This window comes from Actinomadura verrucosospora (assembly GCF_039540335.1).
Lineage (GTDB): Bacteria > Actinomycetota > Actinomycetes > Streptosporangiales > Streptosporangiaceae > Spirillospora > Spirillospora verrucosospora.
Map to the genome: position 1 here is coordinate 222932 of NZ_BAABEV010000005.1, position 11814 is coordinate 234745.

Genomic DNA, 11814 nt, shown 5'->3' on the forward strand with positions numbered 1-11814 from the left:
CCCGCTCACACGTTGCCGGTGTTGACGGGCACGTCGACGGAACCGTCGACGATCTTCTGCTTGGTCTCGCCGACCTTCTGGAACGCCGAGTCCAGGTCCAGGGCCCCGGCGCCGGGCCGGAACATCTTGGCGCGTTCCAGGAAGGTGCCGTCGTCGGCGAGGCCCGCTTCGCTGCCACCGGGCTTCCAGGTCCCGTCGGCGATGGTGAGCACCCGCTTGGCCATGGTCGCGCCGTAGTGCTGCGACGCGACCGCGATCACGCTGGTAGCGGTCTGGGCGCTCTCCGCGTTGTCGTAGATGACGAAGGTCTTGGCCTGGTCGGCGGCCTTCACGACGCCGACCGAGGAGCCGCCCGCGTAGGCGAGGACCACGTCGACCTTGTTGTTGAACATGGTCTGGGCGATCTGCTGGCCCTTCACCGGGTCGCCGAACGACCCGACGAACGCGCTCTTGACGGCGATGCCGGCGCGGGTGGCCTTCGCCCCCGCCTCGAAGGCGTGGTAGTCGGCGTTCAGCGAGGGGATCGCGGTTCCGCCGATGAACCCCACGACGCCCGTCTTCGACACGGTGGCGGCCAGCACCCCGGCCAGGTACGAGGGGCCCTGCGTGTCGAACGAGACCGTCTGGACGTTCGGCAGCTCGGGCTTGTACGGGTCGGAGTAGATGTGCACGAACCTGGTCTTGGGGAAGTCGGGCGCCACGGTCTTGAGTACCTGCGTGAAGTCCGAGAACGACACGACGATCACCGGCGTCCCCGACTGGGCCAGGCTGCGCAGCGTCGACTCGTGCGAGGAGGGGTCGGGCGCGGCCACGTGGCGGGTGGTGTAGCCGGCCGCCTTCAGCGTGTTCAGACCGGCGATCAGGTTGTCGGTCGGCCCTCCGTCCCCGGCCTTCTGCGGGGTGACGAGCGCCACCGACTTCTCGTCTCCGCCTCCCCGCTGGTCTCCGGTCCCGCATCCGGTGAGCGCGAGAGCCGATGCCAGGCTCGCGGCGACGAGGAAACGACGGCGGTTCAGCGGCCCTGTTCCGAGACGCATAACAGGCTCCGTTCTGTCGGCCCGTTCACCGACACGGTCCTTCGTCCACCGGGTCCTGCGCCCGGCGGTTCTGCGAACGTACACGGCTGTCATCTTGGTGTCTAGAGGATGTATGCATAACAATCAGTACGCTTACTCCGGAACACCTGGCCGCGGCGGACGGGGAGGCCGTGCCCGCGGGGCGTTGCACCGGCGGGCACGGCCGACGGGATTCAGCCGGTGACGATCACGCGAGCGCCGTCGAACGCGACGACGGTGTCGAGATCCGCCGATTCGACGGCCAGCCGGTCCGCGATACGGCGGGCGTTCTCCGGATCCGCCAGGACGGGGAGCCCGTGCTCGGCCGTCATGATCGGCACCAGTGACACCTGCGGGACGTCTCCGCCGGCCAGGTCGACGACCGTGATGAAGGCGTCCCGGCTGAACGCGTCGTAGATCTCCTCGATCTCCGGGGTGATGTTCTCCCTCGGCTGCTGGGCCACGAAGTTGCCCGGGCTGTACACGATGACCCGATCCCGGTACACCTCCACCCCCTGCGGGGCGTGCACGTGATGGCCGAGGACGAGGTCGGCCCCCGCGTCCACGAGCGCGTGTCCGAACACCCGCTGGTACTCGGCGCGCGCGCTGCCGAACCCGAAGCCCCAGTGCACGGTGACCACCACGACGTCGACGCGCTCCCGCAGTTCCCGGACGCGGCCGATGACCCGCTCGTGATCGGCCGCGCGTACCCGAGTCCGGATGACCGGGGGCACGCCCGGTTCCTCCAGCTGGAACTCGCCGTTCACGACCCACTCGGTCTCCACGTGCACGGGAGAGATGCCCGGCTTGGACGGGCCGGCCGCGGCTCCCAGCGGCAGCAGGCAGGACCAGGCGAGGATCCCTACGCGGCGGCCGGCGATATCCAGGACGACGGCCTCCTCGGCGGCCGCGAGATCCTCTCCCGCACCGATCGCCGTCACTCCCACCGAGCGCAGTCTCCGCACGGTGTCGTCCAGGGCGTCCCAGCCGTAGTCAGAACTGTGGTTGTTGGCGAGTGTCGCCACCCTCAGGTTGAAGGCGGCCAGCTCGTGGACGAGTTCGGGACGCGCCCGGAAGTTGAGGATCCGGTCGGAAGGGTGACCCCGGTCGGAGAAGGGCAGTTCCACGCTCGACAGCACGCAGGACGATGCTCCGAGCACCTCCTGAAGTGCGGTGAAGCCGGGATCAGCGGGCACCTCGGCCAGGGACCTGGTGAGAACGATGTCACCGGTGGCGGTCAGATGGGAGATCACGCGCGGCGCCTTCCTGTACTGCGGACGGTCGCCGTACCGGCACGCACTGCCGGAACGGCGAGCGCGGCAGGCCATGCCGGACCAGACGGTACGGCGCTGAGGACGGACGTCACAGTGTCACGCTCGCGTAACACAGTCAATACGTTAGGGGTACAGTTGACGAAGGCTGTGGTGCTCAGTCCGGCCGCATCTCTGTGCCCGACAGACCTTCCCAAACAAGCACGCAGGCCCCAGAACGCCATACCACGGGGGGCTTCCCAGCGGAGGCAGGGGCCCACCCGCTCTCTGGGGGCACTCCAACGCCGCAAGACGTACTGGTAAAATGTATGCGTGATGCTTGAGGTGCAACGACGGATAATGACCTTGCGCGACTCCTCGGGCAACGGGCGTCCGCTCTACGAACGAGTGGCACACGAGATGTCCGAGGCGATCCGGACGGGCGAACTGGGCCCCGGCGAGCGCTTGCCGTCCGTCCGGCAACTCGCCACCGACCTGGGCCTCAGCGTCACGACCGTCATGAGCGTCTACGCCCGGCTCGGAGAGCTCGGCCTGGTGCACGGGGAGGCCGGCCGCGGCACCTTCGTCAGCGAGGCCGCCGACCTCCCGCGGACGGCGCCGCCCCCCCGCGGAGGCGAACCCCCGATGCCCGCCCGCGGTGGCAGGGCATGGCGGCGCCAGGTTCTCGCCCAGACCGAGGCACGACTGCAGCGCAGCCATCCGAACGCGCGCGACCTCACGCGCGGCGGGCCGGACCCGCGACTGCTGCCGCTGACCGTCGTCAAGCGCGCCTACCGGGACGTCGCCGCCCGGTTGCAGGCTCGGGACCTGGAGTATCCGGCGACGCTGAGCACCGAGCCGGAACTGGCCGCTGCGCTCACCAAACGGCTCGCCCACGACGGGATCGAGACCGATGCCGACGACCTGCTCATCGCCAGTTCCACGCAGCAGTTCCTGGCCCTGCTCGCCATGCTGCTCCAACGGCGCTCCCCCGGCGAGACCGTCCTTGTGGGCGTCGAGGAGCCCGGTTACCAGACCGCCATGGACACCCTCGAATTCCAAGGACTGGGGCTCGTCCCCATGCCGCTGGACGAGGCGGGGGTCACCGTCGAGGGGCTGCTCGGTGCCGTCGACGCGGGTGTCTCGGCCGTGCTGTTCACCCCCCGCGCCCAGAGCCCGACCGGCTGCTGCTGGACGGCGCAACGCCGACGCGCGCTGGCAGACGCCCTCGCGCCACATCCCGACGTCTGGATCATCGAGGACGACCAGTTCGCCGAGGCCGCGACCCTGCGACCAGGGTCGCTGTACACCGATCCCCGGCTACGGGACCGCGTCGTGTACCTTCGCTCATTCTCCAAGTCCATCGCCCCTGACATGCGGCTGGCGGTGGCCCTCGCCAAGCAGCCGATCCGCCATCCGCTCACGCTGGCCAAGTCCTTCGCCGACGGATGGACGTCCCGGACGTCCCAGCGCGTACTCGCGGCGACGCTCACCGACCCCCGCCTCGACGAACTTCTCACGGAGGCGCGCACCGAGTACGCGCACCGCCGGGCCGCCGTCCGCGAGGCCCTCCGGCAGGCCAGCGCCTCCCAGCAGATCGGCCTTTTCGTCCCCGAGTACGACACTGACGGTTTGCACGTCTGGGTCACGCTCCCAGACGGTTGTGACGCCGACCGGGTGGTCGAAGCCACGGCGCAGCGAGGGTTCCTACTGGCAGCCGGGCAGCCCTTCTTCCTGTCCCCCGGCCACCAACGCCACCTGCGGATCAACGCGGGCGCACTTCCCGCCGAGCACGCCCCGCAGCTCGCCGCGGCGATCGGCGAGGCCGTCGTCACCCTGATGGGCCAGCCCACCGCCCTACTCACGCCCTGACTCGGCAACCGACCGGACCTGACCGTACGGAACGATCCAATTCTGCCCGGTTGCCCGATCGGCGTTTCCGCAGTTCAGCCCGCATTTCTCGGGGGTCACAAGCCGGCAGCGGTAAGGATCCGATACATCTGGGTCGGCCGCAGCGCAGAGTTGGCAGCGGCGTCGTCGGCTACCTCAGGGTCTGGGTCACCGAGCAGATTCTCCAGCAACACGTCAGTGATGTTGGGGTGACGGGCGACCCCGCGGCGCAGGAAGGGCTCGGAAGCGCCGACGAGCTGCTGAAGGCATGGCAGGGGTAGTTCCGGGTCTTGCAAGGCGAGGTAGCGCACGTCCGGGCTTGGCTCGTCGACGAACGTGCGCAGCACGTCACGAGGGAAGTTGGGGTGGTCGACGAGTAGCGGGCGGATGTGCAATACGTCGCCGTGGGCGCGGACCAGTCTTTCCAGGACCTTTGGTGGTGTGCCCGGCCGACGGGCGGCAGCACGGCGGACTGCGAGTTCCGGGTCGTTGTCCAGCCGACGCCATGCCTCTTCAGGTAGGTCGTGACAGGAGGCCAGAACGCGCCGAAATGTTGTGTGCTGGCAGTCCAGGTAGGTCATCCGCTCATCGAGAGGAGCTTCGCGCAGCCAGTCCGGTTCGACGAAGTTCCAGCTCAGAGCTACTTTCGCCTCGATGCTTCCGTCCGCGCGTTCGGCTTCTACGAGCGCATACAGCCGGTCCCGGGTTTCGGCGTCCACATGCCGACTCTGCGCAGCCGCGACCCGCACGAGCGGGTCATCGACGCCCAGGAGCTGGGCGACCATCTCTGCCGATAGATGGGGATTACAGGCGACAGCTTGATGGAGCTCCGCCTCCTCCTGCCGCATGAGCTGCGCAAACTGCTCTGATGTAAGTGGGACGTAGCGCGCCACGTTAATGCGCACTGCAGGGTCGGCTAGGCAACGCTCCCTCCACTCAGGCGGGACACCCGGAATTTTGCGCTCGGTGGCGGCTGCACGGACCTGCGGATCCGGGTCAGCGAGCAGTTCCACTTGCACAACGAGAGGCCGGTCGTACCAGGCTCGTGCGACCGCGGCGCGCAGGCTCGGACTCGGCGCACTGGCAAGCATCGTCCGAGGCTGGCCATAGGCTTCCTCAAGGTCGTCGATGCCAATCGGCACCTTGCGGTCAACCATGTGGCGGACAAAGTCTGTGAACGCGTTGCGGATCGCCGGATCGGGATGCTCGGCAATCCTTCGGCGCATCTCCTGGGAGATCCGGTTCCCGTGAAGGCCCACCGCGGTGTCGCCGTCGTCGTGCTTCAGCAGAGCATCGACAACGGCGTCCTCCAGCCGCCCACGGCGCTGCGATATCCCGTGTCGGCCAGCCCTATGTGCAGCCAGACGTACCAGGACATCATGAGGAGAGGACGGGTTCCGCCCCAACCCGGAGAGTTGGGGATGATCCAGGCTTGTCATGCGCTCAACCTAGTCGGGCCGTTGCGTGCCAGTCCTTTCATCGATCCCTAGAGGGCACCAGCGGTGTCAGGTAAGCGTGGCCCGGAAGGCACTCCCCCGGTGGACGCAATGGCGGAAGCGTGGGGCCGCCCAGCCCAGCGCCGGCCATCGCAGCCACCACGAGGAAATCGCGGAAGCTGATTCGGTTAGCAATCTGGGGCGCCGAGGATGACAGTTTCCTTCGGAGGCGAAGCTGCTCACCCAGCCGATACCTTTACATTGTAGATCAAAAAGAGTGCCGCTGGGCGCGCAGGGCGGAGGCGAAGGCGCGCAGCGCCCTGCGAGCGGCCGGCTCGGACGGGCGTGATTGCAGGACGACGCTGCGGGCGGGCAACGGCGGGAGGCCGAGTGATTCGCCCATGTCCATGGTGCCGGGTGGGGCCACGCGCGGGCTCAGCGCCGCCACGGCCAAGCCTGCTGCCGCGGCCGCACCGATGGCCGCGATGCCGCCGCCCACGAACACCTCTTGCCAGGCGATGCCCGCTTCGTTCAGCGCGGTCACCGCCATCTCGTGCACATGGCATGACTCGGCCTGCAGGGCGAGGCGCAGAGGCTCGCCGGAGCGGTGTTCGAAGTCGGAAGAGGCCATCCAGCCAAAGGGCTCCTCCATCAGGACTTCACCGTCGGTGCGACGGCCCTCGTGGCGCAGCACGATGGCCGCGTCCAGCGCACCGCTGTCGAACAGGTCAAGGAGCTCCCATGAGCTGGCGATTCTCACCTCCAGCGTCAGGTCTGGCTCTGCTCGCCCCATCTGACGCAGGAGGTGGGGCAGTTCGGCGCCGACGACGTGGTGGCTCATGCCGATCGACAGGCGTTGCCGCTGGACGCCGAACGAGCCCAGCGCGCCCGCGTGGGCGGCCAGCAGTTCACGTGCGGGGCCGAGGAAGGCGGCGCCGTCTTGCGACAGACGGACCAGGCGGGGCGTACGGTCCAGCAGGCGGCGGCCCAAGGCGTCCTCCAGCCGCTTGATCTTCAGGCTCACGGCGGACTGCGTGGAGTCCATCGCCTCCGCCGCGCGCGTGAAGCTCTTCATCTCGGCGGTCAGCACGAAGGCCTGCACCGCGTCCAGGGCGAGCATCTTCATCGTCACGCCGATCATTGGAATATTTAATGACTGAAATATCCTAAGATGACTTTTTTGAATGATCAAGTGCTGGCTACGCTGCGAACCGTCCCGAGGAACGGAGTCAGACCATGCCCTTGGTCCAAGTGTCGTTGCGGCGCGGCAAGTCCGCCGAGTACCACCAAGCACTCTTCGAAGGCGTCTACCACGCCATGCGTGAGACCTTCGACGTGCCGGAAGACGACCGCTTCATGACGATCACCGAGCACGACAGCAGCACCTTCAGCGTCAGCCCCACCTACTACGGCGTCGAACGGAGCGACGAGGTGGTCATCATCCGGATCACCGCCAACAACACGCGCAGCCTCGCCCAGAAGAAGGCGCTCTACCTGCGCATCGTCGACCTCTTGCAGGCGAACCCCGGCGTGCGCCCCGAAGACGTGTTCATCAATCTTGTGGAGGTACTGCCGGAGAACTGGTCGTTCGGCAATGGCATCGCGCAGTACGCGGTGCAGCAGGGCTGAGGGGAACGGTGTGAGCCGCAGCGACAAGAAGCCCGCGGGTGGGCCGCACAGCTCGCCGGCGGCCCTCCGGTGTCCGGTCAGAGGACAGCCCGCCGGCTACAAATGCCGTCCTCCGCAGCCGCAGCCACGGGCCAGTGCCGTGGTTCTCGTGGAGGGCAGTGCGAGCATGCCACCGAACGCCAGCAGGCCGATCAGTGCCGCGGCGATCATGGTGATGCCCACGTAGACCCCGGCTCTGTCGACCTGTGGCGGAACGCAGGGCGCGGCGGCCCGCGCGGCGGACCACCGCGCCATCGCGCAATTCCTGCATCTGGTCAGGGAGCTAGCAATACTTGTAGCTCGTATCCACGGACCAGACGGGGTACCAGTTGGCGGATTTGAAATTCCGCGAGAGGTCGGGCGCCGAGGCGGGGGCCGGGTAACACGCGATAATGCTCCCGACCGCACCCCCGTCGAACGTCAGCGCGTCCACGCCGCCCGTCTGGTTGTTGATGATCCACTGGTACTTGCTGTCGTAGTTGAAGTTGTGGACGCCGTAGGACTTCTCGTCGTACAGCCGGAAGACGTACCAGTAGTTTCTCGTGCTCGTCTGGTTCGAGAGCACGTACAGGCAGACGTAGAACTTGGCGCATGAGGGCAGGTAGTCCTTCGACTCCTCGCCGCGCGGCCGGTCCATCCACCTCCAAGGACCCTCGATGCCGTCGACCTTCGGCTCTCCCCCGGGGCCGATGTAGGGGTCGGCGGACGCGCTCGGCGCGACGGCGATCGTCGACAGCAACACCGCCGATGCCGCGACGGTGACCGCGGCGAACCTTCTCTTCGGCATTCGCGCCGCTCGCATGATCATGTGGCCCTCCTGGTTCGCGATGAGCGCGCGTGTCGCGCCACTCTGGGATAGCGAGTTCGTCCTTTGAATTTTGAATGAGGCGCCATAGGACATCTATCTGGTGAGTGCACACTGCTTTAGGATCCGTCCACTGTTCGGCGCCGACCGTCCGCACAGCGCACACCGGGCAGCCGCCACCTCCCGGGCCAGGGAGAAGTGGATTACGCCGTCGAGGAAGGCAGGTCGACCTTTGCCCCGCCCGCGCCGTCGATCCATCGCGCCGACCACCGAGCCAGCGTCGAGGGTCGAAGGCCAGAGCGCGGCACGCGCCACCGGCTCGCACGCACCGCTCTTTTCGCGACGGTGCGTGGACTGGCTTACGCTCTCGGCACCACCATCGGCACCACAGCGGTGCGAACAGTGGGAAAGCGCCAGCGCATCAGGGCGAACTCGGGATTGAGCGCCGTCCCCGGTAGGGACCGGGGACGCCGGACATCCCGCTCAGCGCACACGCGGTGCGACTCCTGGGAGAGGACGCGCCTCGCGTATACGGTGATCGCGGCGGGCTTCGACCGTTCCACACAGGCGCCTGCACCTCCATCAACGGCTCCTCATGCTGCGGGCTGGGATCGACTCCACGCAGGGACGGGGGCTTGATGTGATGTTCCGCTTGGATTGAGCGCTGTTCTTTGATAGTTGCGCATTTCAACGGGCGTGGCCATCGGGGACAAGGGATCGAGGACGAGTGCTGGTAGCGGGTCGATATCGACTGGACGAGCCGATCGGCCAGGGAGGGATGGGCGAGGTCTGGCGCGCCACCGACCAGAACCTGGATCGGACGGTCGCGGTCAAGCTGCTGCTGACGGCCGCGCCGGACTCACAGGCACGCGAGCGGTTCCTGTTGGAGGCGCAGACCGCGGCCCGCCTCAGTGATCCGCACGTTGTGGCGGTGTACGACTTCGGCACCCATGAGGGCCGGCTCTTCCTGGTGATGGAGCACGTCCAGGGACACAGCCTCGCCCACGCAGGGCCCCTGCGTGGTGCCATGACGCCGTCGCGTGTCGCCGACATCGCCGCGCAGGCGGCGGCGGGGCTTTCCGCCGCGCATCGGCAGGGCGTCGTGCACCGCGACATCAAGCCGGGAAACCTGCTGCTGGCCGCCGACGGCACCGTGAAGATCGCCGACTTCGGCATCGCGCGGTTCACCGGCGAGGCTTCGGCGTCTCTCACCATGACCGGTCAGGTGATCGGCACCAGTACCTACCTGGCGCCCGAGCGGGGCCTGGGCAGGCCTGCCTGCGCCGCCTCCGATGTGTACTCTCTCGGCTGTGTTCTGTACGAGTTGCTGACCGGTCGGCCGCCGTTCCAAGGTGATAACGCCGCCGCCGTCGTGTTCCAGCACGTGGACGCCGCACCCGTGCCGCCCCGGAACTGGTGTCCGGGACTGCCAGGCCCGTTCGAGGACTATCTGATGCGGCTGCTGAGCAAGCGGCCCGAACAGCGTCCCACGGCCGCCGAGGTAGCCGCCTGGTTCGCTGAACAGTCCTGGCGTGCAGACCGCCCCGCACCGGACGCGGCCGTCACCTCCACGGCCCGGCTGCCTGTCGTCGACCTGCCGTCCCCCGTGTCGAGAACCCGTTCCTTGAAGTTCTACGGGATCGCCGCAGGAGCCTCGGCCACTGCGGTCGTGATCGCGGGAGCGATCGGATTGGCGGTCGCCTCTGCTGGGGGCGAACCTGCCCCGGTCCCGACGGCATCCACATCGGCGCCTCCGGCAGGCGGCGCGCCTCCGGGAACGCCCACGGAGAAGAAGTCAGCCGTCGAGCGCCAAGAACCGCCCCCGAAAAGGACATTGAAACCAGCTAAGAGGGCACCCAAACACAAGAAAGGTAGGCACAAGTGAACCACGCCGTTTGGCTGGAGGGTCTCTTGACCGCATCATGACCAGCAGTAGCGCGCCTCCGGCGGCGGCGAGGCGCATGCCCAGCATCAGGGCGCTCCAGGGCCTGTCCGGATAGCGGGGCGTGAGACGGGGACAGGCCCTGGGGTTTTCGGGTGTGGCCTGCTACACGGTAAGCCAGACCGCCTGGTCCGGGGCCAGTCGGCTGGCTTCGACGGGGCCGCTGGCCAGCAGGATCGAGGTGTGTTCCGGCAGGTGGTACGGCTCGGTCGAGAGGTTGACGACGCAGATGAAGCCGGGTTTGCGGTGGAAGGCGAGAACTCCGGCGGGAGTGTCGTCCAGCCAGGTCAAGGTGGAGTCTCCGAGGGCGGGATGGTCGCGGCGCAGGCAGAGGGCGGCGCGGTAGAACTCCAGTACGGAGTCCGGGTCGCCGCTCTGGGCTTCCACGGTGCGCGGCGCCCAGTCGGCGGGTTGTGGCAGCCAGGGCGCGGTGGTGGCCTGTGGGCTGAACCCGTACGGTGAGGTCCGTCCGGACCAGGGGATCGGAACTCGGCAGCCGTCGCGGCCGCGCTCGGTGTGGCCGGAGCGTTCCCAGACGGGGTCCTGGAGGACGTGTTCGGGCAGGTCCTCCACCTCGGGCAGGCCCAGTTCCTCGCCCTGGTAGATGTAGGTGCCGCCGGGCAGGGCGAGAGTGAGCAGGGCTGCTGCGCGGGCACGCCGGGTGCCCAGTTCGAGGTCGGCGGGGCCGGCGGGGACGTAGGACTCGTTGGCCACCCACTTCTTCGCGGCCACGCGGCCGTAGCGGCTGGCGTGGCGCATGACGTCGTGGTTGGACATGACCCAGGTGGCCGGGGCGCCGACCGCGCCGAGTGTCGTGAGGGTGTCATCGATGACGGTGCGCAGGTCCTTCGCGTCCCACTCGGTCATGAGGAAGTCGAAGTTGAAGGCGGTGTGCAGGCCGTCCTCACGGACGTAGGCGGCGAGCCGTTCCGGGGTGTCCGTCCATGCCTCGGCGACGAAGCAGCGGTCGCCGGGGTACTCGTCGGCCACCTTGCGCCAGGCGCGGTAGATGTCGTGGACCTCGTCGCGGTCCCAGAAGGGGTGCACGCCGCCTTCGCGGTCGGCCAGGTCCGGCAGCTCGGGGTCCTTGACGAGACCGTGGGCCACGTCGACGCGGAAGCCGTCCACTCCGCGGTCGAACCAGAAGCGCAAGACGGACTCGAACTCGGTGTGGACGTCGGGGTGTTGCCAGTTGAGGTCCGGCTGCTGGGGGGTGAAGAGGTGCAGGTACCACTCGCCGTCGGGCACCCGGGTCCAGGCCGGGCCGCCGAAGCGGGACTCCCAGTCGTTGGGCGGCAGGGCGCCCTCGGGGCCGAGGCCGGGGCGGAAGATGTAGCGCGCGCGTTCGGGGCTGCCGGGGCCTGCGTCCAGCGCGTCCTGGAACCAGGCGTGTCGGTCGGAGGAGTGGTTGGGGACGATGTCCGCGATGATGCGGATCCCATGCGCGTGCGCCTCCTCGATGAGTCGCTCCGCCTCGGCGACCGTGCCGAACAGCGGGTCGATCTCGCGGTAGTCGGCCACGTCGTAACCATGGTCGGCCATCGGCGACTTGTACCACGGGTTGATCCAGAGGGCGTCCACGCCGAGGGACTCGAGGTACGGCAGGCGGGAGCGGATGCCGGCGATGTCACCGACGCCGTCGCCGTCGCCGTCGGCGAAGCTGCGGATGTAGACCTGGTAGATGACGGCAGTGCGCCACCAGGGAGTGGTGGCGGTGGGGGCGGGCACGGTGTTGCTGCTCCTTGGTCGTTTCATGTCAGGCTCGGAC

At 68.1% G+C, this 11814-nt stretch carries 9 protein-coding genes; 3 read left to right on the forward strand and 6 right to left on the reverse strand.

The annotated features are described in order from the left end of the window. Positions 1-5 precede the first annotated feature (5 nt). On the reverse strand, positions 6-1037 hold the full coding sequence (locus ABD944_RS08370; protein ID WP_345174064.1) for a BMP family ABC transporter substrate-binding protein: 1032 nt from the start codon (positions 1035-1037) through the stop codon (positions 6-8). Between the two features lie 212 nt (positions 1038-1249). Beyond that, a complete protein-coding gene (locus ABD944_RS08375) occupies positions 1250-2308 on the reverse strand; it encodes a CapA family protein (RefSeq protein WP_345174066.1) in 1059 nt (352 codons plus the stop codon). A 357-nt stretch (positions 2309-2665) separates the two neighbouring features. Between ABD944_RS08375 and ABD944_RS08380 the strand changes: the two genes are divergently transcribed. Next, on the forward strand, positions 2666-4177 hold the full coding sequence (locus ABD944_RS08380; RefSeq protein ID WP_345174187.1) for an aminotransferase-like domain-containing protein: 1512 nt from the start codon (positions 2666-2668) through the stop codon (positions 4175-4177). A gap of 95 nt (positions 4178-4272) precedes the next feature. Here ABD944_RS08380 and ABD944_RS08385 read toward each other — a convergent pair whose 3' ends face one another. Then, positions 4273-5634 carry a hypothetical protein gene (locus tag ABD944_RS08385; protein WP_345174067.1) on the reverse strand — a complete coding sequence of 454 codons (1362 nt, stop codon included), beginning with the start codon at positions 5632-5634 and terminating at the stop codon, positions 4273-4275. Positions 5635-5899: 265 nt separating this feature from the next. Further along, positions 5900-6772, reverse strand: a complete 873-nt coding sequence (locus tag ABD944_RS08390) for a LysR family transcriptional regulator (RefSeq protein WP_345174068.1) — start codon at positions 6770-6772, stop codon at positions 5900-5902. A gap of 95 nt (positions 6773-6867) precedes the next feature. Here ABD944_RS08390 and ABD944_RS08395 point away from each other — a divergent pair, with 95 nt between their 5' ends. Next, on the forward strand, positions 6868-7260 hold the full coding sequence (locus ABD944_RS08395) for a tautomerase family protein (RefSeq protein WP_345174071.1): 393 nt from the start codon (positions 6868-6870) through the stop codon (positions 7258-7260). A 322-nt stretch (positions 7261-7582) separates the two neighbouring features. On the opposite strand, the gene ABD944_RS08400 is transcribed toward ABD944_RS08395, so the two are convergent. Next, positions 7583-8107 carry a hypothetical protein gene (locus tag ABD944_RS08400; RefSeq protein WP_345174072.1) on the reverse strand — a complete coding sequence of 175 codons (525 nt, stop codon included), beginning with the start codon at positions 8105-8107 and terminating at the stop codon, positions 7583-7585. Between the two features lie 724 nt (positions 8108-8831). Here ABD944_RS08400 and ABD944_RS08405 point away from each other — a divergent pair. After that, on the forward strand, positions 8832-9989 hold the full coding sequence (locus ABD944_RS08405) for a serine/threonine-protein kinase (RefSeq protein ID WP_345174073.1): 1158 nt from the start codon (positions 8832-8834) through the stop codon (positions 9987-9989). 162 nt (positions 9990-10151) lie between these two features. Here the strand turns inward: ABD944_RS08405 and ABD944_RS08410 are convergent, their stop codons facing one another. Then, positions 10152-11801 (reverse strand): glycoside hydrolase family 13 protein, encoded by a 1650-nt coding sequence (locus ABD944_RS08410; RefSeq protein ID WP_345174075.1) that lies wholly within the window; start codon positions 11799-11801, stop codon positions 10152-10154. Between the last annotated feature and the right edge of the window lie 13 nt (positions 11802-11814).

What these genes read in the sequence shown, in the direction of transcription:
- ABD944_RS08370 (WP_345174064.1), bottom strand. Translation starts at nt 1,037, where the DNA reads ATGCGTCTCGGAACAGGGCCGCTGAACCGCCGTCGTTTCCTCGTCGCC.
- ABD944_RS08380 (WP_345174187.1), top strand. Translation starts at nt 2,666, where the DNA reads ATGACCTTGCGCGACTCCTCGGGCAACGGGCGTCCGCTCTACGAACGA.
- ABD944_RS08385 (WP_345174067.1), bottom strand. Translation starts at nt 5,634, where the DNA reads ATGACAAGCCTGGATCATCCCCAACTCTCCGGGTTGGGGCGGAACCCG.
- ABD944_RS08390 (WP_345174068.1), bottom strand. Translation starts at nt 6,772, where the DNA reads ATGATCGGCGTGACGATGAAGATGCTCGCCCTGGACGCGGTGCAGGCC.
- ABD944_RS08395 (WP_345174071.1), top strand. Translation starts at nt 6,868, where the DNA reads ATGCCCTTGGTCCAAGTGTCGTTGCGGCGCGGCAAGTCCGCCGAGTAC.
- ABD944_RS08400 (WP_345174072.1), bottom strand. Translation starts at nt 8,107, where the DNA reads ATGATCATGCGAGCGGCGCGAATGCCGAAGAGAAGGTTCGCCGCGGTC.
- ABD944_RS08410 (WP_345174075.1), bottom strand. Translation starts at nt 11,801, where the DNA reads ATGAAACGACCAAGGAGCAGCAACACCGTGCCCGCCCCCACCGCCACC.